The organism is Pseudomonas sp. FP597 (assembly GCF_030687435.1).
Lineage (GTDB): Bacteria > Pseudomonadota > Gammaproteobacteria > Pseudomonadales > Pseudomonadaceae > Aquipseudomonas > Aquipseudomonas lactucae.
Window position 1 is genome coordinate 579,506 of record NZ_CP117432.1, and the last position, 18,027, is coordinate 597,532.

Here is an 18,027-nt window from a genome sequence, read left to right on the forward strand (position 1 = left end):
TGGGAACGATCGTATTACCGGATTCATTCCCGGCGTGCCCTGGGCCGTTCTCGACTTGCCTGTCTCCGGCGTCCTCGACACGCTCATTCTCCCCTATACGATCTAACGGCAAAGTGCCCACGGCAGCCTTGAACTCCGCGAGTTCCTAATGGCTTGCCGCTTGCCGCTAACAGCTTTCGTCTGCTTTTAAGCTATAATCCCGCCCTTTAGCTGTTTCCTGCCCAGGCGGGAAGCACACTTTTTTCAGGCGCGACCCGCCTGCATGCAGACTAAAAGAGGCTAGACCCCTGTGGCATTGACGATTCTTGGCCTGTCCGGCGCCCTTAGCCATGATCCTTCCGCAGCCCTGTATATCGACGGCAAGCTGATCGCGGCCGCCGAAGAAGAGCGCTTCGTACGCGACAAACATGCAAAGAACCGCATGCCCTACGAGTCGGCGAAGTTCTGCCTGGAACAGGCCGGCATCAAGCCTTCCGACGTTGACGTGGTGGCGATCCCGTTCGCCCCGATCAGCCTGTTCGGCGAGGCGCGCTGGCACTACGCCAAGCGTTACTGGTATGCCCCGGACCGCGCCCTCGACGCGATCCTGATGGGCAACCGTCGCTACAAGCGCTACCGCAACAAGATCGTCTGGTGCCTGGAGCAACTGGGCTTCGATCCGAAGAAAATCAAGATCGAACCGGTTGAGCACCACCTGGCCCACGCCTCCAGTGCTTACCACTGCTCGGGCTTCCAGGAAAAAACCGCGATCCTCGGTATCGACGGTAAGGGTGAGTACGCCACCACGTTCTTCGGCTACGGCGAAAACGGCAAGATCCACAAGATCAAGGAATTCTACGACCCGGACTCCCTCGGCGGCCTGTACGGCGCGATCACCGAGTTCCTCGGTTTCGAGATGCTCGACGGTGAGTTCAAGGTCATGGGCATGGCGCCGTACGGCGACGCCAGCAAATACGATTTCTCGCGCCTGGCTTCGTTTGAAAACGGCGAACTGGTGATCAACACCGACTACGCCAACGTCATCGGCCTGCGCCGCTATAAAGAAAAGGGCAAGGGTTTCTACTTCTCACCAAAACTGATCGAGTGGCTGGGGCCCAAGCGCGAAGGCGATATCGCCGACGAACCCTACATCCATTATGCCGCCAGCATGCAAGCCTTGTTCGAGAAGCTGGCCCTGCAGATGATCGACCACTACCTGGGCGACATCCTCAAGGACACCGGCAAACTCGCCTTCGCTGGCGGCTGCGCGCTGAACGTCAAGTTGAACCAGAAGATCATTGCCCGCGACGACGTCAAGGAGCTGTTCGTGCAGCCGGCGTCCGGTGATGCCGGCACCGCCGTCGGTGCGGCTGCCTATGTGTCGCATGCCCGTGGTGTACCGGTGGAGAAGATGGAACACGTCTATCTCGGCCCGTCCTACAGCAACGAGGATGTGATCGCCGCGTGCGCCAGGCACGAGAGCAAGCCGAACTGGCGCAAGATCGAGAACATGCCCCAGCGCATCGCCAAGATCATGGTCGACGGCAACCCGGTGGCCTGGTTCCAGGGCCGCATGGAGTTTGGCCCGCGTGCGTTGGGCGGTCGTTCGATCATCGGGTGCCCGAGCGCAACCGGCGTTGCGGATCGCATCAACCACCAGATCAAGTTCCGCGAGCGCTGGAGGCCTTTCTGCCCGTCGATGCTCGACACCGTGGCCCCGCAGATGATCAAGGTCGATCACCCTGCGCCGTTCATGACCTTCACCTTTGAAGTCGCCGAAGAATGGAAGGCCCGTGTGCCGGAAGTGGTCCATGAAGATGGCACCTCCCGCGCCCAGGTGCTCAAGCGCGAATACAACCCGCGTTACTACGACATGATGAAAGAGCTCGAAGTGCTGACCGGCAACGGCGTGTCGCTGAACACCTCGCTCAACCGTCGTGGCGAAGCGATGATCTGCTCGCCGAAAGACGCGCTGGACATGTTCTTTGGTTCCGACCTGCAATACCTGATCATGGAAGACATCCTGGTCGTCAAAGACGGCGTGGACCCTTATGACGCGCTCGGCTGACCGCCACGTCCTGCAGTTCTGCCACGGTTATGACGGGCCGTTCCTGGACTGCGCGCGGCAATACGCCAGTTTGTTCGCAGGCACAGGCTACAAGGTGACCACGGTGTTTCTCACCGGGGTCGCCGATCCGCGTGTCGCCGCCGGCTGTGCCTCGGACGAGGTGTTGTTCATGGAATTCAGCTCCAAGGCCATTCGTGGCCTGAAGCTGGGCGCCATCCGTGAACTGCGCAGGATCGCCGCATCGCGCAATTTCAGTCTGTGTATCGCTCACCGCTTCAAGCCGATCTACATCGCCTTGCTCGGCACGCGCCTGCCGGTGATCGGTGTGCATCACGCCTTTGGTGATTATCAACGCGGCAGCCGCAGGCTGTTTGCCGGGATTTTCCGCAAGCGCCTGAGCCTGCTGGGCGTATCCGACGCGGTGCGTGACGACATGCGCCGCTGCCTGCCGGCGTGGCCTGCGGCGCGTATCCAGACCTTGTACAACCGTATCGATGTTGACGCGTTACAGGCCATCCAGGCACCTGTGGACCAAGCGCGTGATGCCTTGGGGCTGTCGCCGGATGAATGGGTGATCGGCAATGTCGGCCGCTTGCACCCGGACAAGGACCAGTCCACGCTGCTCAAGGGCTTTGCCCTGGCGTTGCCGCATTTGCCGGCGCAAAGCCGCCTGGCGATCCTCGGCACCGGGCGTCTTGAACAAGCGCTCAAGGACCAGGCGCGTGAGTTGGGGATAGCCGACAAGGTGCTGTTCCTTGGCCAGGTGCCGGATGCGCGCCGCTATTTCCGCGCGTTCGATGTGTTTGCCCTGAGTTCCGACCATGAACCGTTCGGCATGGTGCTGCTCGAAGCCATGGCGGCCGGCGTGCCGTTGCTGGCTACGGCCTGTGGCGGGGCGAAAGAAGTGGTCGAAGGCGTGGGTATCCTGTTTCCCTTCGGCGACGCCGAGCACCTCGCCCAGGGGCTGCGGCACCTGGCGGCCATGGATCGGCAGCAGCAACGCCAGTGCGCCGAGATGATGCTGGAGCGCCTGCGCACGCAGTTCTCGGATCAGGCGGTACGCGATACCTTCTGGCAACTGCCGCACGTTATTGAACTGACCGCGGGGGCTTGATGCTCAATCGATTCCAAGGCTGGCGCGAGCGGGGCTGGTCCGTCGTCGACGCACCGGCCTACAGCGAGGCATGGCAGCGTTTTGGCGGCAGCGTCGCGACCCATCCGCAGGTGATCGAGCGCCTGGCCGGGCTGGCCGATATCCCGGTGCGTTACCTGGCCTGGGAGTCGGGCGGGGAACGCCAGGCCTGCATCGCCACCTGGGGCCGCGACCTGGCGCTGTCCAAGGATGTCCTCAAGAAAAACGGCAAGAAAGGCCTGTTCGACCTGGGTAATGCCGAGTTGATCCTGCCGGCCGCCGCCAATGCCCAGGTGCCGTTGCGGCATCGGGCGCGCTACCTGTCGACCTTGAACGAAGGCCGTTTCAGCGGTCTCAGGCCCCAGGCCGAGCAGTTGGCCATGGCCCGCACTCCGGAAGAGCTGTCGAAGAAGTTTCGCTACAACCAGCGCCGCGAACTGCGCCTGCTGGAAGAGGCCGGCGGTGTGGTGCGGCCGGTGAGCGAGTTTTCCAGTACCGAGCTGGCGGCCATCTATTGCGATCTGTTCCTGCGCCGCTGGGGCTTTGTCGCCACGGGCGCCGAGCACATGGCCGAGGTAATCGAGCTGCTGCGCGAGTGGCTGATCGGTTCGGTCATCTTCCTCAACGACGCACCTATTGCGGTGCAGTTGGTGTACCGGGTCGAGTCGCCCGAGTGGATCAGCGTGGAGTACGTCAACGGTGGCGTCGACCCCGAGACCCGTGCGTTCAGTCCGGGCAGCGTGTTGAGCTTCCTCAATACGCAGAGCGCTTGGGAACAGGCCCGCGAAGTCGGCAAACCGCTGCGCTTTTCCTTCGGGCGCGCCGACCGTGAATACAAGGACCGTTGGTGCAACGCTGTACCGGTGCTGAGCGTATGAGCCGCAAACAGCAGTTGCTCAAGCGCCATCGGCGTAATAAGCGGGTTGGCCTGCTGATCGGTCTGTTGCTGCTGGTGATCATCGGTGTCTGGGTGGCCTGGTGGTTGCCGTTTGTCCTTGGCGTGCTGGCCTGGGTCGCCCATGAGGCCTGGTTTGCCGACCACCTGTTTTATGCCCCTGGCGAAGACTATCAATACCGGTTTGCGGCGGACGCCGAGGTGGCCGGGGTTCGCTTTGAAGGCGGGCGACTGCTGGCGGACCAGCCCTTGGCGGCCGATGCGACTCTGGTGCTGGCCGTTAAAATCAAGGGCGGCTGGCTGGGGCGTTTTTTCGACCCCGTCGTTGAGGTTTCGGGAGGCGACAGCCCGGATCGCCAGGCATTCGAGCGCGGCGTGAACGGTGTGCGTTACCTTAACCTCAGTGGCTTGGCGCCTGTGCTGATGGCGGGTGAGCTGCGGTTGCGCGGGCGGTTCTGCAGCGTGCAGGGCACACCAAGGCTATGGGCCTGGCGCCATCCGGATTACTCGGCGCAGCGCGTGATGGTGATCGCGCCCCATGCCGACGATGCGGAACTGGCCGCGTTCGGTTTTTACAGCCAGGCGCAAGCGCCGTGGATCGTGACCCTCACGGCCGGTGAAATCGAAGCCGAGCACTATCGGCACATGGGCCTGGACCCGGTCGAAGCCTCGCGGCTCAAAGGTCGCTTGCGTGCCTGGGACAGCATCGCCGTGCCGCGTTGGGCCGGGGTGCCCGAGGCGCAGTGTGTGCAGTTGGGCTACTTCTGCCTGCAACTGCCGGCGATGCGCGCTACGCCGGATCAGCCGGTTGCTTCACGGGAAGCCGACCTGACGGATATTCGTTTGTTTCGCCAGTTCAATCCGTTCCCCTTGCCGGCGGATCAAGACGGTTTGCCGACCTGGAACAACCTGCTGGCCGATCTTCGCCAGTTACTGTTGACCGCACGCCCCGAGGTGATCGTATTGCCTCATCCGATCCTCGACCCACATCCGGATCACATCTGCGCGCAGCAGGCCGTGATGGAGGCATTGGCGGGGTTGGAGTGGCAACCGGCGACTGTCCTGGGTTACGCCAATCACCTGCATGACAACGACCGCTGGCCCATGGGCGACGCCGGCACCGGTATCGCCTTGCCGCCGCAGTTCGACGACGCGCTTGAGTTACGTCCGTGCAGCCTGCCGCTGTCGCTGGCGCAGCAGCGCGACAAGGCCATGGCGCTTGGCATGATGCACGACCTGCAACCCCCAGCGCCGTTCAAGCGCCGTGTGCGGCGCTGGCTGCAGCGCGTATTGGCGGGGCGGTCGCGGTCGCCGTATGGTGAGAACGAGTTTTTCCGCAAGGCCGTACGACGGCATGAGTTGTTCTGGCGTTTGTGAAAGGAAAAGTCATGAGAGTTTTGTTTCTGGTCCAGAAAGAACAGCGCGCCATTCTGGATCGCTTGTACGACGGCATTGCCGAACACTGCGAATGCGATACCCGCTGGTTGAGCAGTGACGAGCAACGCAACCTGCGCGGATATTTCCGGCGTGAAGTCGATGTGAGCCGCTATGACCGCATTGTGTTCTTCCTGCGCTTCAAACAGGAGATTCGCCAGGCCGGTTTTATCCGCACCATCCCGAACCTGGTGATCCTCGAACACGATGCCTATCAGAACTACATCCCGTGCAAATACACCGGCAAGTTCAGTGCGCACTACCGCCGCTTGCCCTGGGCGCGGGTGATCAGCTCGGGGTACATGGTCACCGAGCGCCTGCGCGCCGAAGGCTTCGACGCGGTGTTCGTGCCCAAGGGCTACGACCAGGCACTGCTGCAGCCACAGGATCGTGAGCGGGACATCGAACTGGCGTTTGTCGGCAGTACCAACAGCGTGGCCTACAGTGGTCGCAAGGCGTTGCTCGATGAGCTGGCCAAGGTTGAACCTTTGGTGGTGACGCGCACCAAATCCGGTGAGGAATACTGCGCGACCCTCAACCGCATCCGTTTTTTCGTCAGTGCCGATGTGGGCATGGGCGAATACATGATCAAGAATTTCGAGGCCATGGCCTGCGGCTGCGTGTTGCTGGCATTTGACCAGGGCGCGGCGGAAAACGCGGCGCTGGGTTTCAAAGACATGGTCAATGTGGTGTTCTACAAGGACATCCCTCAATTGCAGGAAAAGCTCGCGATCTTGCGCGCCAATCCGCAGTTGGCCGCGGACATTGCGCGCAGCGGGCAAACGCTGGCTGTGAGCGAGTTCAGTTTTGCACGTATTGGCCAGCGCATTGTCGAGGCACTTGCTCCCCCGCTGCGGGCGCGTGCTCCATTGAGCTTGATGGAAAGGCTGCGCCTGAAACTGGGCATGTGATTAAGGCCAAATGACGGCCATATAATATTATCGAGGCTTGGATGCAATTCTCAGATCAGAGCGACATAACGCTTGTCGTCACCAGTTGCGGCCGTTTCGATTTGTTGAAGCGCACGCTTGAGAGCTTCGACCTGTTCAACACGGCGGATATCCGTGAAGTCCTGATTACCGAAGACGCCGGTGACGACGCGGTACGTCTGGCGATTCCCGAACACTGGCGCAGTCATTGTACTTTTTTCGTCAACCGGCCAAAGCTTGGGCAACTGGCATCCATCGACCTGGCTTACGCGTCGGTCAAGACGCCCTACATCTTCCATTGCGAGGATGACTGGGCGTTTTATCGACCGGGTTTTGTCGAGGACTCCAAGACGGTACTGGAGCAGCGTCCCGATATTCTCCAGGTCTGGTTGCGCAACTATGTGTACGACTTGCAGGTGCACAGCCCCTATATTCATCTGGGGCCGCGCGAAGTGATCGGCGGGGTGCCGTGTTATCCGTTGCTGTCCGACAAGCCCGAGTGGCAGGGGTTCTCGCTGAACCCTGGCCTGCGGCGGATCAAGGAGTACCGCTTGTGCGCGCCCTATGCGGGGTTCGCGGGCGAGAAGGGGCTTTCCAAGCGTTACGCACAGTTGAACCTGGCGGCCGTGACCCTGGAAGGCGATGCGGTCCTGCATACCGGTTTCGGTTTGCATGTGTCGACGGCGGAAGAGCGCTTGACCAAAGCGCGACGCAAGCGGCGAGAGCGGATCAAGCTGGCGGTCATGCTGGTCCTTGGGGTCGGCATCGGTTGGTTGATCCATCTGTAGACCCGATTAGTCATACCCACGCCGCATAAGGTTTTTTTGATGAGTATCCTCAACGTCATGTGGGCTGGTGGTACTGCATTTGCTTCGGTGCAGAAGGTTCATCAGCAAATACTGTCCCACGCAGACAGCGGCGTACCTGTGCACACCTGGTTGCTTCAAGGCCGCGCGACCGACAGTGAGGGCCTGGTCGAACAGGCCGTGGAGTGGAACCTTTCCTCTGCGAGGCTCAAGGGGCGGCACCTGTGGAAGTTGCTGATGCCCTGGATGCGCGCACGTTTCCAGAAGGCCTTGCCTGAGGACGTGCAGGTTGTACTGCTTGACGGCATCGGTGTCGCACGCGTGCTCTTACCGGTACTCAAGCGTTTGCCGCACGTGCGCGCTGTGGTGATCTTTCATGGCGCCACGCGTTTGCGCCGCGCTGATCAACAACTGGTGGCGCAGTTTCCCGCGTCGCAACTCACGCTGGCCGCAGTGTCGCAGACCCTGGCCGACGCACTTGAGCGTCATCTGCAGCGGCCGGTGGCGGTGTTGCGCAGTGCCTTCGACCCTGCCGCTTTCCGAGCGGCGGCGTTGTCCCGCGAACAGGCGCGAACGCGTCTGGAGTTGCCGTTGACGGGCTCGCCGGTGCTGGGCGCGGTCGGTCGGTTGGTCGAGGGCAAGGGGTTTGCGTGTTTGCTGGAGGCCTTTGCCGGTGTGTCGGCCGATAAACCGCACGCACGCTTGGTGATCATTGGCGAAGGGCCGGCTCGGGAAGCGCTTGAGGCGCGTATCGAGCAGCTTGGTTTGCAGGGCAAGGTGACGCTTGCGGGACACCTGCCTGAGGCGGCGACCCTTTACCGGGCGTTTGACTGGGTGGCGATTCCGTCAACCGAAGAGGGCTTGGGACTGATCCTGCAGGAAGCGGTGATGGCCGGCGTTCCCGTGCTGACCAGTGAACTGGCGGTGTTCCGCGAGCAACTGGGGGACGCCGGCTGGTACGCCCCCGCCGATGATGCAGCCGCGTGGGGCGACCTTATGGCGCGTGCGTTCGCGACGTCCGGTGCGCAGGTCGTCGAGGCTCAGTCGCGGGTGCTGGCACCGGACCAGGCCTGGGACGAGTTCACACAGACTACCCGGCGGCTGTTCTCATGCCGCTAGCAGCGCTTGCTCCAATGCTTGCATTGGAAAGCGTTCGTTCAGCTTCTCACGAGCAATATAGCGTGCGAAGTGTTGCAGGTTGCGCCGCGCGAGTTCCGGGTTCAGCGGCGCGCGCAGAAAACGCATGTCAGCCACGTCGATCAGGCCCATCTCGTTATCGGGCGTGACCACGATGTTGCCCAGATGCAGGGAGCGAAAGTAGATCCCCGCGCCGTGCAGGCGGCGAATAAGCGCCACCAGCGGGTCGAGGTTCGTCTGCCAGTCAAAACCTTCCTGGTTGGAAATCTGGCGCAACGTTTCCCCTGGCAACGGGCGATACAGCACGGCCGTCATGCCGGGAGCTGTCAATTGGTAGAACGCCAGTACGGTCAAGGTTGGAATGCCGCGCTGCTGCAATTGCGCCACGTTGTCGATGAACCGTTTGGAGTAGGGGCGAAACAGCGCGGACGAAAACAGACGCTTGCGGCGAAACAGTTTAAGGATATTCCCGTCGGTCAGCAGGTAGACTTTGGGGCCGTAGCTGTCCTTTTCGAGGATTTTGGCACCGTCAATCATCGCGTTTAAATCGGCTTGGGGAAGCCTTGAACATTGCATCGTCGGAAAGCCTTGTGGGAGTCGCGGGCACAGTGATCGGCAATAATGCCGAAAGTTTTGGGTTTTAACCATGCCGGGGTGGCAGGTTGAACGTATTCAGGAGCGGGTGATGCAGGCAAGTCGTGGGGCGCAGGTATGGATGATTTTGGGGCTGCTTTGGTTTTTGCTGGCAATTGCCTTCGCACCGACCAACAAGCTTTATCAACAAGGGCTGACACTGTTTCTCTGGTTGCCGGCCATGGTGTTTGCCTGGGCGGCGCGAGAACGACTCAAGGAGGTCTGGCGTGAACAGCGCTGGCTGTGCGTGATGGTGGTGTTGCTGGCGGCCTGGGGCATGATCAGCCTGACATGGACCAACGCCCACGACCCTTCGCGCGAGGCCAAGCGCCTGTTGTATATCGGCGTGTTCCTGCTGTTTTTCCCGGTGTTTGCCTGTGGCCGAACCGAGCAGGTCATCCGCGTGATGCAATGGGGCGGTGCTGGCCTGGCGTTGTCGTCATTGGTGGCGATCATCAAGTTCTACGGCCTGGAGCACAACGTCTGGTACGCCCGCCTCGAAGGCCTGGGTGAGTTGTCCCATCCGATCCTGGGCGCCTATGTGATTGGCGTGGCGGCGGTCTGGCTGCTGCATTGGATGCCGCGTGGCCGCTGGATGCAGGTGGGCTGGGCGCTGGCCATCGGGCTTCTTGGGCTGTTCGTGGTGCTGAGCCAAAGCCGCGGCGCGGCACTGGCGTTGTTGTTGACCATCGTCGCCATGCCCGCCTGGTGCCGCGACCGTCGCTCCAGCGTGATTGCCATTGGTGCGGCGGTGGCGGCGCTGGCGGTGTTCTTCGCCATGCAGTCGTTGATGCTGTCCCGTGGCGTGTCCTACCGGCCACAGATCTTCATGGCGGCCATGCAGATGATCAGCGAGCGTCCCTGGACCGGGCTGGGCCTGGGCGGCGAGTACAGGGTGTTTGCCGATAACCTCTATTTCGATCACTCCCACAACCTGTTCACCCATGTGACGATCGAGCTGGGCCTGCCGGGCCTGCTGCTGTGGTGCTGCCTGTGGTTCGGCGTGCTGTGGCAGGCCTGGAAGGCGCGCGACACGCTTTACGGCAAGGGCGTGATCGGCGTCTGGGTGTTCTCGTTCCTGGCCATGCAGTTCGATGCCGCCAGCCTGACCGGTACGCCACGGGCCGAGTGGTTCATCTCCTGGCTGCCGATCGCGCTGGCCAGTGTTTTGGTCTGGGCTCGGGCCAAACCCGACGCTTGTGATAAAGTTCGCGTCCCATCCCATCAGTGAGCTTGACCATGAGTGACGCCCCGCCCAAAGCGGACCAGGAGTCCAGCCTGAAAATCTATCTCAGGCTGCTGGGCTATGTGAAACCCTACATCGGCATGTTCTTGCTGAGTATCGTGGGCTTCGTGATCTTTGCGTCCACCCAGCCGATGCTCGCCGGGATCCTCAAATACTTCGTGGATGGCCTGAGCAATCCCGACGTGGTGTTCATGCCCAAGGTCCCGTTGTTCAAGGACTTGAAACTGCTGATGGCCGTGCCGTTGCTGATCATCCTGATCGCTGCGTGGCAAGGGCTGGGTTCCTTCCTGGGCAACTACTACCTGGCCAAGGTGTCCCTGGGCCTGGTGCATGACTTGCGCGTGCAGTTGTTCAACAAGCTGCTGGTGCTGCCCAACCGTTATTTCGATACCCATAACTCGGGGCATCTGATTTCCCGTATCACCTTCAACGTGACCATGGTCACCGGCGCGGCCACGGATGCGATCAAGGTCGTGATCCGCGAGGGCCTGACGGTGGTGTTCCTGTTCGGCTACCTGCTGTGGATGAACTGGAAACTCACCCTGGTGATGCTGGCGATCCTGCCGCTGATCGCGATCATGGTCGGCAGCACCAGCAAGAAATTTCGCAAGCAGAGCAAGAAAATCCAGGTGGCGATGGGTGACGTGACACACGTGGCCTCGGAAACCATTCAGGGTTACCGCGTGGTGCGCAGCTTCGGTGGCGAAGGCTATGAAGAGCGCCGCTTTGCCGCCGCCAGCCAAGGCAACACCGACAAGCAACTGCGCATGAACAAGACCGGCGCGGTCTACACCCCGATGCTGCAACTGGTGATCTACACCGCCATGGCCACGCTGATGTTCCTGGTATTGCTGCTGCGCGGCGACGCCACGGCCGGTGACCTGGTGGCCTACATCACCGCGGCGGGCCTGTTGCCCAAGCCGATCCGCCAGCTGTCCGAAGTCAGCTCGACGATCCAGAAAGGCGTGGCGGGTGCCGAGAGCATCTTCGAGCAGTTGGATGAAGAGCCTGAGGTCGACACCGGCACAGTTGAGCGTGACCGCGTCAGCGGCCGCCTTGACGTGCGCAACCTGAGCTTCACTTACCCGGGAACCGAACGCGAGGTGCTCAAGAACATCTCCTTCAGCGCGGAGCCGGGGCAGATGATCGCCCTGGTCGGGCGCTCGGGCAGCGGCAAGTCGACACTGGCCAGCCTGATCCCGCGTTTCTATCACCACGAAGCAGGCGAAATCCTGCTCGATGAGGTGGAAATCGAAGACTATCGCCTGCGCAACCTGCGTCGGCATGTGGCCCAGGTGACCCAGCATGTCACCCTGTTCAACGATACCGTGGCCAACAACATCGCCTACGGCGACCTGGCCGACGCACCGCGTGCCGACATCGAAAAAGCCGCCGCCGATGCCTACGCCATGGACTTCATCGCCGAGTTGCCCAAAGGCCTGGACACCGAAGTCGGTGAGAACGGTGTGTTGCTCTCCGGTGGCCAGCGCCAGCGCCTGGCAATCGCCCGCGCCCTGCTCAAAAACGCGCCGCTGCTGATCCTCGATGAGGCGACGTCGGCGCTGGATACCGAGTCCGAGCGGCATATCCAGGCGGCGTTGGACAAGGTCATGAAAGGGCGTACCACCCTGGTGATCGCGCATCGCTTGTCGACCATCGAGAAGGCCGACCTGATTCTGGTGATGGACCACGGCGAAATTGTCGAGCGTGGGACACACGTCCAATTGCTGGCCATGGGCGGCTATTACTCGCGCCTGCACGCCATGGGGCTGGATGAACCGGCCACCCAAAACATCACTTGACGCGCCGGGGCGTGCAACGCGCCCCGTGTTTCTGAAAACAGGGTGAACGCGCCGGAGTTGGGCGGCGCTCACCCTGTGCTAATATCGCGCCCCTGTTCATTTTTTGTAGTGGGTTGCTCCATGAAGTTGTCCATGCCGCGATTCGATCAAGCCCCTGTCTTGGTGGTCGGCGATGTCATGCTCGACCGTTACTGGCATGGTGGTACCTCACGGATTTCCCCTGAGGCGCCGGTACCGGTAGTCAAGGTCGAGCAAATCGAAGACCGTCCAGGCGGCGCTGCCAACGTTGCCCTCAACATCGCCGCTCTCGGTGCCCCGGCCTCCCTGGTGGGGGTGACCGGCGACGACGAAGCCGCCGATAGCCTGGCCAACAGCCTGCGCGGTGCCGGCGTGCGTGCGCTGTTCCAGCGCATTGCGCACCAGCCGACCATCGTCAAGCTGCGGGTCATGAGTCGCCACCAGCAATTGCTGCGTATCGATTTCGAAGAACCTTTCGCCACCGACGCCCTGGTCCTCAGTGAGCAGGTCGACGAGCTGCTCGAAGGCGTCAAGGTGCTGGTGCTGTCCGATTACGGCAAGGGCGCGTTGAAGAATCACCAGATGCTCATCCAGGCCGCCAAGGCCAAGGGCATTCCGGTGCTGGCCGATCCCAAGGGCAAGGACTTCTCGATTTATCGAGGCGCCAGCTTGATCACGCCGAACCTCAGCGAGTTCGAAGCCATCGTTGGCGGGTGTGCCGACGAGCATGAGCTGGTGAGCAAAGGTGCCGCGTTGATGGCCGATCTCGACCTCGGCGCCCTGCTGGTGACCCGTGGCGAACACGGCATGACCCTGCTGCGTCCCGGTCACCCGGCGATGCACCTGCCGGCACGTGCCCGTGAAGTGTTCGACGTCACCGGCGCCGGCGACACCGTGATTTCCACCCTGGCCGCCTCCATCGCGGCCGGCGAAGAACTGCCCCACGCCGTGGCCCTGGCCAACCTGGCGGCGGGCATCGTGGTCGGCAAGTTGGGTACTGCGGCCATCAGCGCGCCCGAACTGCGACGGGCCATCCAGCGCTCCGAAGGCTCGGAGCGCGGTGTGCTGACCATCGAGCAACTGCTGCTGGCGATTGACGATGCGCGCGCACACAACGAAAGCATTGTGTTCACCAATGGTTGCTTCGACATCCTGCACGCCGGGCACGTGACGTACCTGGAGCAGGCTCGCGCCCAAGGCGATCGCCTGATCGTTGCGGTCAACGACGACGCATCGGTCAGCCGCCTGAAAGGGCCGGGCCGTCCGATCAACAGCGTCGACCGGCGCATGGCCGTGCTGGCCGGGTTGGGGGCGGTGGACTGGGTGATCAGTTTCCCTGAAGGCACGCCGGAAAACCTGCTGGCCCAGGTCAAGCCGGACGTGCTGGTCAAAGGCGGCGACTACTCCGTCGACCAAGTGGTCGGCGCCGATATCGTCAGCGCCTACGGCGGAACGGTCAAAGTGCTGGGCCTGGTTGAGAACAGCTCGACCACGGCGATTGTCGAGAAGATCCGCAACAATGAGTAAGGCTGAACCACGGGTTCTGATCACCGGCGGCGCGGGCTTTATTGGCTCGCACCTGGTCGACGCGTTGCTCGCCAATGGCTATGCCGTGCGTGTGCTGGACAACCTGTCGACGGGCAAGCGCGGCAACCTGGCGTTGGATAACCCGCGTGTCGAGCTGATCGAAGGTGACGTGGCCGATGCCGAGCTGGTGGCGCGTGCCGCCGTCGGCGCGATGGCCGTGGTGCACCTGGCGGCGGTGGCGTCGGTGCAGGCGTCGGTGGATGACCCGGTCAGCACGCACCAGAGCAATTTCGTCGGCACCCTGAATGTCTGCGAAGCCATGCGCAAGGCGGGCGTCAAGCGCGTGGTGTATGCGTCCAGCGCAGCGGTGTACGGCAACAATGGCGAAGGTGCTTCCATCGATGAAGAGACCACCAAGGCACCGTTGACGCCCTATGCGTCGGACAAACTGGCCGGTGAGCACTACTTTGATTTCTACCGCCGCCAGCATGCTCTGGAGCCGGTGATCTTCCGCTTCTTCAATATCTTCGGGCCGCGCCAGGACCCGTCATCGCCGTACTCCGGTGTGATCAGCATCTTCTGCGAGCGGGCCCGGCAGGGCTTGCCGATTGCCGTGTTTGGCGATGGCGAGCAGACCCGTGACTTCATGTACGTGGAAGACCTGGTGGACGTATTGGTGCAGGCCATCGAAGCGCCGGATGCACCTTTGGGCGCGATCAACGTAGGCTGGAACCGCACCACCACGCTCAAGCAGGTGTTGCAGGCCTTGGAAGACGCGCTGGGCGCGCTGCCTGTCGTGACCTACGGGGCTGCGCGTTCGGGGGACATCCGGCATTCGCGAGCGAACAACCAGCGGTTGTTGGCGAGCTTCACGTTGCCGGAACCTACGCCGTTGAAGGTCGGGCTGGAACGATTGCTTAACGGCTGACCGCGATCCAACTGTGGGAGGGGCACGCCACCTCCCACAGTTGGGTCCTGGTCCATCAGTCTTTAGCCCTTGGCCTTTTTCTTCGGCACAATCTTGCGCAGTACCCGCCGTGCCAAACCCTTCAATTTCGATTCTTTCTCAGGCTCCGCCAGCCCTTGCTGCCTCAGCCAATCCTTCCAGCGAATACGTTCCTCGCGTACCAGCCAGCCTTCCTGCTGGGCGAAGCTTTCTGCCAGATACAGGCCCCGTGTGCTGGCCGGGTACAGCTGGTCTTTCTTGACGGTGTAAAGCTCCGGCAGGGGCTGGCCATCTTTGAGCGGCATCAGGTACAGGTCCGGCCGCTTGCGATCAAGGCGCGCTACCAACTGGTCGCCCTCCAAGCGTTCGTCCACATGGAACAGGCTCAAGGATTTGGCTTCCTTGGGCACTTCCAGGCGCAGGTCATAAATCAGTTGCAGCGATGCCGTGGGCAAATGCACGTAGGCCCGTGGCCGCTCGATCAATTGGGTGGTGGCGCAACGCACCGGGCGGGCCGCGCCAGACAGCGGGCTCAAGCGAAACGGCAGCGCTTCGCGGTAATGCAGCGCGGCGGAGTAGGGCGCGGGTAGCCAGGTGTCATTGAAGCGTCCGCCAAGCCAACCTTCGGGCGTTTCCAGCAGACACTCCTCGGCAATTTCCTGAATGGCGGTGTGCAGCGGCAGGTTCAGTTCATGGGCCGGGACGTAGCCGGAGATCAGCTTGAGCACCACATCGCCACGGTCCTGGCGACGCTGGCGCACCAGTACCCAGTAGTCGCGATTTTGCCAGTGCAGGGTCAGTCGCACCGACACGCCGAGGTTTGCCAGTTCAACGGCGAAGCGTTCAGGGTCTGGCACGTCGACCGGCTTGCGTCGTTGCAGGGTCTGGGCGAAGTTGAGCGGCATGCCCACGCTTTGGTAGCTCAGGCCTTCGGGTGTGGCTTCGACGTGCAGCGGCAGTGTTTTAAAGTTGCTCGGGTTTTTTCTAATGAGCGTTCGCGGCATGTCGGCTCCTTTGTGCGACGGGGTCGGCCGCGTCGGCGGCATCAGAGTTGACGAATGACCTTGGCGGCGGTTGCCACGTTATGGGCCAGGTGCAGCGGATTGATGGTCCCGACAATAGCACTGGCAACGCCCGTTTGCGCAAACAACAGCATGAAACTGGCGTGTATTGGATCCATTCCAGGCTCCAGGCAGACATGGCCGCTGGCCAGCGCCTTTTTGACCAGGATGCCCTTGCCATGGGCCGCCGCGTAATCAATGACGGCTTTCTCGGCCTGTTCGTTCAAATTGTAGGTGACCATCGCGCAATCACCCTGCTCCAGCGCCTTCACGCCGCCTTCGACGGTTTTGCCGGAGAAACCGAAACCACGAATCTTACCCTCTTGCTTCAACTGCGCCAGGGTTTGGTAAACCTCGCAGTCGTTGAGGATATGCAGGTCGTTGCCGTCGGAATGCACGAGCACCAGGTCGATAAAATCCGTTTCCAATCGTTTCAGGCTGCGCTCGATCGACAGGCGTGTATGGGCAGCGCTGAAATCGTGGCGGGACACGCCATCGTCGAACTCTTCGCCGACCTTGCTGACGATCACCCAGTCCTTGCGCTGGCCGCGTAACAGCGGCCCCAAGCGTTCTTCGCTGCGCCCGTAGGCAGGCGCAGTGTCGATCAGGTTGATGCCCAGTTGACGTGCCTGGCGCAGCAGCATCCGCGCTTCATCGTCGTCGGGAATCTGGAAGCCGCTGGGGTACTTCACCCCTTGGTCGCGGCCCAGCTTCACGGTGCCCAGGCCGAGTGGCGAAACCAGCAGGCCGGTACTGCCCAGGGGGCGATGCAGGTCGTGCAAGGTCGGCAGGCTCATGGCAACAGTTGCTCCCAAGCCGGTACGCCGATGGTGGGTTTTGGCAGGTCGGGTAGCGGTGTTGTTACGCTTGGGTGGATGCCGTCACGTTCGAGGCTGTTGATTACTCGATCGGCGAAGTCCGGCGCCAGGGCCAGCTTGGTCGGCCAGCCCACCAGCAGGCGGTCGTTTTCAGCGAGGAAAGCGTTGTCGGGACGGCTCAGGCCCGACTGCAGCGGTTCGGCCCGTTCGACGCGCAGGGTGGTCCACTGAGTCTGGCTCATGTCGATCCACGGCAGCAGTTGCGCCAGTTCTCTGCGCGCGGTGGCGATTTGTTCGTCGGGGGTGCGCGCCACACCGTCGGCCTCGGCGATATCGCCGCCCATGTACCACACCCAGTTGCCATCGGCCGCGGGGTGAGTGGTCACGGTCAGGCGCGGTTTGGTGCCGCCACCCAGGCAGTGAGCGTACAACGGCTTCAGGCCTGGGCCTTTGGCGATGATCATGTGCAGTGGGCGGGTCTGCATGGCCGGCTGGCTCAGGCCCAGGGCGGCCAACACGTCGGCGGTGCCGCCGCCGGCGCTCAGTACGATGCGTTGGGCGCGGATCTCGCGGCCATCGACCTTCAAGCCTACCAAGGTGTCGCCTTCGCGCAGCGGTTCGATGTGTTGCCCGGCGAGCAGGCCGTCACCGGCCAATTGCGCCAGGCGGTTGATCACGCTGGGCACATCCACCACCAGTTCCGCCAGGCGATACACCTTGCCCTTGAAGCGGCGGTCCTGCAGTGCCGGCGGCAAATCGTCGCCCTTGACCTGGTCGACCCGGCCGCGCACGGCCTTGCTCGCGAAAAAGCTGGTGAGGTTGCCGGCGAGCGTGCCAGGGGACCACAGGTAATGGGCCTGGGACAGCACGCGCACGCCGGACAGGTCCAGCTCGCCGGTACCGGCCAGGGCTTCGCGCCAGCGGCGCGGCATATCGGCAATCGCTTCGGAGGCGCCGGTGAGGGCGCCATGCAGGGCGTATTTCGCGCCACCGTGAATGATGCCCTGGGACTTCACGCTCTGCCCGCCACCCAAGGTGGCGCTTTCCACCACTACCGTGGAAAAGCCCTGGCGGCGCAGGCGCGCATTCAGCCAAAGGCCGGCAACCCCGGCGCCGACAATCAGAACGTCGGTGGAAATAGACATGCGCGCGGGACCTCTGGCGTAGAAAAAGGGACGCTAGTATAGCGCGCTGCTTTTCTAGTGCCCGGCGGTTTTCGAGAACAGCTGAATCACCACAACGCCCAGCACAATCAGGCCCATCCCCAGCATTGCCGGCACGTCGAGCTTTTGCCCGTAGATAAACAGCGCCGCGATGCTGACCATCACGATCCCCATCCCGGCCCACACCGCGTAGGCCACGCCCACCGGCACGGTACGGACCACCAGCGTCAGCATCCAGAAGGCCACGCCGTAGCCGACGATCACCAACAGCAGCGGGATGGGTGTGCTCCAGCCTTTGATGGCTTTCATGGAAACGGTGGCGATCACTTCCGAGCAAATGGCAATGGCCAGGTAGTAGTAAGCGATGTTCATGGCGTTGTTCCTCGGTGTAGAGCGCTTTGATATGGCCGCTATTCTAGAGGTTGCTCAGATG

At 62.2% G+C, this 18,027-nt stretch carries 17 protein-coding genes; 12 read left to right on the forward strand and 5 right to left on the reverse strand.

The features are described from left to right. Positions 1-34 precede the first annotated feature (34 nt). From PSH66_RS02535 to PSH66_RS02570, 8 genes are all read left to right on the forward strand, one after another. Positions 35-106, forward strand: a complete 72-nt coding sequence (locus PSH66_RS02535) for a YceK/YidQ family lipoprotein (RefSeq protein WP_305429566.1) — start codon at positions 35-37, stop codon at positions 104-106. 183 nt (positions 107-289) lie between these two features. Then, positions 290-2,047: a carbamoyltransferase gene (locus PSH66_RS02540; RefSeq protein ID WP_141063045.1), complete on the forward strand. Its 1,758-nt coding sequence runs from the start codon at positions 290-292 to the stop codon at positions 2,045-2,047. Then, complete coding sequence (locus tag PSH66_RS02545) at positions 2,031-3,161, forward strand: glycosyltransferase (RefSeq protein ID WP_003171294.1); 1,131 nt, start codon at positions 2,031-2,033, stop codon at positions 3,159-3,161. The genes PSH66_RS02540 and PSH66_RS02545 overlap by 17 nt, the downstream gene beginning before the upstream one ends. Beyond that, complete coding sequence (locus PSH66_RS02550) at positions 3,161-4,057, forward strand: GNAT family N-acetyltransferase (RefSeq protein WP_003171296.1); 897 nt, start codon at positions 3,161-3,163, stop codon at positions 4,055-4,057. Before PSH66_RS02545 ends, PSH66_RS02550 begins: the two co-directional genes overlap by 1 nt. Beyond that, positions 4,054-5,451, forward strand: a complete 1,398-nt coding sequence (locus tag PSH66_RS02555; protein ID WP_305428315.1) for a PIG-L deacetylase family protein — start codon at positions 4,054-4,056, stop codon at positions 5,449-5,451. The genes PSH66_RS02550 and PSH66_RS02555 overlap by 4 nt, the downstream gene beginning before the upstream one ends. Positions 5,452-5,462: 11 nt before the next feature. Then, on the forward strand, positions 5,463-6,419 hold the full coding sequence (locus PSH66_RS02560) for a glycosyltransferase (RefSeq protein WP_305428316.1): 957 nt from the start codon (positions 5,463-5,465) through the stop codon (positions 6,417-6,419). A gap of 41 nt (positions 6,420-6,460) precedes the next feature. Then, complete coding sequence (locus tag PSH66_RS02565; RefSeq protein WP_003171300.1) at positions 6,461-7,225, forward strand: glycosyltransferase family 2 protein; 765 nt, start codon at positions 6,461-6,463, stop codon at positions 7,223-7,225. A 39-nt stretch (positions 7,226-7,264) separates the two neighbouring features. Next, complete coding sequence (locus PSH66_RS02570) at positions 7,265-8,362, forward strand: glycosyltransferase (RefSeq protein WP_003171301.1); 1,098 nt, start codon at positions 7,265-7,267, stop codon at positions 8,360-8,362. Here the strand turns inward: PSH66_RS02570 and PSH66_RS02575 are convergent. Further along, positions 8,351-8,917, reverse strand: a complete 567-nt coding sequence (locus PSH66_RS02575) for a hypothetical protein (protein WP_003171302.1) — start codon at positions 8,915-8,917, stop codon at positions 8,351-8,353. The two genes, PSH66_RS02570 and PSH66_RS02575, sit on opposite strands and share 12 nt — an antisense overlap. A 148-nt stretch (positions 8,918-9,065) precedes the next feature. Here PSH66_RS02575 and PSH66_RS02580 point away from each other — a divergent pair, with 148 nt between their 5' ends. From PSH66_RS02580 to PSH66_RS02595, 4 genes are all read left to right on the forward strand, one after another. Further along, entirely contained in the window at positions 9,066-10,244 is a 1,179-nt protein-coding gene (locus tag PSH66_RS02580) for an O-antigen ligase (RefSeq protein WP_305428317.1), read from the forward strand. Between the two features lie 8 nt (positions 10,245-10,252). Beyond that, a complete protein-coding gene (msbA, locus tag PSH66_RS02585; RefSeq protein ID WP_078731294.1) occupies positions 10,253-12,061 on the forward strand; it encodes a lipid A export permease/ATP-binding protein MsbA in 1,809 nt (602 codons plus the stop codon). Between the two features lie 120 nt (positions 12,062-12,181). Further along, on the forward strand, positions 12,182-13,606 hold the full coding sequence (gene hldE / locus PSH66_RS02590; protein ID WP_305428318.1) for a bifunctional D-glycero-beta-D-manno-heptose-7-phosphate kinase/D-glycero-beta-D-manno-heptose 1-phosphate adenylyltransferase HldE: 1,425 nt from the start codon (positions 12,182-12,184) through the stop codon (positions 13,604-13,606). Further along, entirely contained in the window at positions 13,599-14,534 is a 936-nt protein-coding gene (locus tag PSH66_RS02595) for an NAD-dependent epimerase/dehydratase family protein (RefSeq protein ID WP_003171311.1), read from the forward strand. The genes hldE and PSH66_RS02595 overlap by 8 nt, the downstream gene beginning before the upstream one ends. A gap of 62 nt (positions 14,535-14,596) precedes the next feature. Here the strand turns inward: PSH66_RS02595 and PSH66_RS02600 are convergent, their stop codons facing one another. From PSH66_RS02600 to PSH66_RS02615, 4 genes are read right to left on the reverse strand one after another with little or no spacing between them, the layout of a single operon-like run. Next, positions 14,597-15,556 (reverse strand): hypothetical protein, encoded by a 960-nt coding sequence (locus PSH66_RS02600; protein WP_003171312.1) that lies wholly within the window; start codon positions 15,554-15,556, stop codon positions 14,597-14,599. A 41-nt stretch (positions 15,557-15,597) separates the two neighbouring features. After that, on the reverse strand, positions 15,598-16,410 hold the full coding sequence (locus PSH66_RS02605; protein WP_078823042.1) for an aldo/keto reductase: 813 nt from the start codon (positions 16,408-16,410) through the stop codon (positions 15,598-15,600). Next, positions 16,407-17,576, reverse strand: a complete 1,170-nt coding sequence (locus PSH66_RS02610) for an FAD-binding oxidoreductase (protein WP_003171316.1) — start codon at positions 17,574-17,576, stop codon at positions 16,407-16,409. The genes PSH66_RS02605 and PSH66_RS02610 overlap by 4 nt, the downstream gene beginning before the upstream one ends. Before the next feature lie 54 nt (positions 17,577-17,630). Next, positions 17,631-17,966, reverse strand: a complete 336-nt coding sequence (locus PSH66_RS02615) for a multidrug efflux SMR transporter (protein WP_003171317.1) — start codon at positions 17,964-17,966, stop codon at positions 17,631-17,633. Between the last annotated feature and the right edge of the window lie 61 nt (positions 17,967-18,027).

What these genes read in the sequence shown, in the direction of transcription:
- PSH66_RS02615 (WP_003171317.1), bottom strand. Translation starts at nt 17,966, where the DNA reads ATGAACATCGCTTACTACTACCTGGCCATTGCCATTTGCTCGGAAGTG.
- PSH66_RS02570 (WP_003171301.1), top strand. Translation starts at nt 7,265, where the DNA reads ATGAGTATCCTCAACGTCATGTGGGCTGGTGGTACTGCATTTGCTTCG.
- PSH66_RS02565 (WP_003171300.1), top strand. Translation starts at nt 6,461, where the DNA reads ATGCAATTCTCAGATCAGAGCGACATAACGCTTGTCGTCACCAGTTGC.
- PSH66_RS02560 (WP_305428316.1), top strand. Translation starts at nt 5,463, where the DNA reads ATGAGAGTTTTGTTTCTGGTCCAGAAAGAACAGCGCGCCATTCTGGAT.
- hldE (WP_305428318.1), top strand. Translation starts at nt 12,182, where the DNA reads ATGAAGTTGTCCATGCCGCGATTCGATCAAGCCCCTGTCTTGGTGGTC.
- PSH66_RS02580 (WP_305428317.1), top strand. Translation starts at nt 9,066, where the DNA reads ATGCAGGCAAGTCGTGGGGCGCAGGTATGGATGATTTTGGGGCTGCTT.
- PSH66_RS02575 (WP_003171302.1), bottom strand. Translation starts at nt 8,917, where the DNA reads ATGATTGACGGTGCCAAAATCCTCGAAAAGGACAGCTACGGCCCCAAA.
- PSH66_RS02545 (WP_003171294.1), top strand. Translation starts at nt 2,031, where the DNA reads ATGACGCGCTCGGCTGACCGCCACGTCCTGCAGTTCTGCCACGGTTAT.
- PSH66_RS02605 (WP_078823042.1), bottom strand. Translation starts at nt 16,410, where the DNA reads ATGAGCCTGCCGACCTTGCACGACCTGCATCGCCCCCTGGGCAGTACC.
- PSH66_RS02595 (WP_003171311.1), top strand. Translation starts at nt 13,599, where the DNA reads ATGAGTAAGGCTGAACCACGGGTTCTGATCACCGGCGGCGCGGGCTTT.
- msbA (WP_078731294.1), top strand. Translation starts at nt 10,253, where the DNA reads ATGAGTGACGCCCCGCCCAAAGCGGACCAGGAGTCCAGCCTGAAAATC.
- PSH66_RS02610 (WP_003171316.1), bottom strand. Translation starts at nt 17,576, where the DNA reads ATGTCTATTTCCACCGACGTTCTGATTGTCGGCGCCGGGGTTGCCGGC.
- PSH66_RS02555 (WP_305428315.1), top strand. Translation starts at nt 4,054, where the DNA reads ATGAGCCGCAAACAGCAGTTGCTCAAGCGCCATCGGCGTAATAAGCGG.
- PSH66_RS02550 (WP_003171296.1), top strand. Translation starts at nt 3,161, where the DNA reads ATGCTCAATCGATTCCAAGGCTGGCGCGAGCGGGGCTGGTCCGTCGTC.
- PSH66_RS02600 (WP_003171312.1), bottom strand. Translation starts at nt 15,556, where the DNA reads ATGCCGCGAACGCTCATTAGAAAAAACCCGAGCAACTTTAAAACACTG.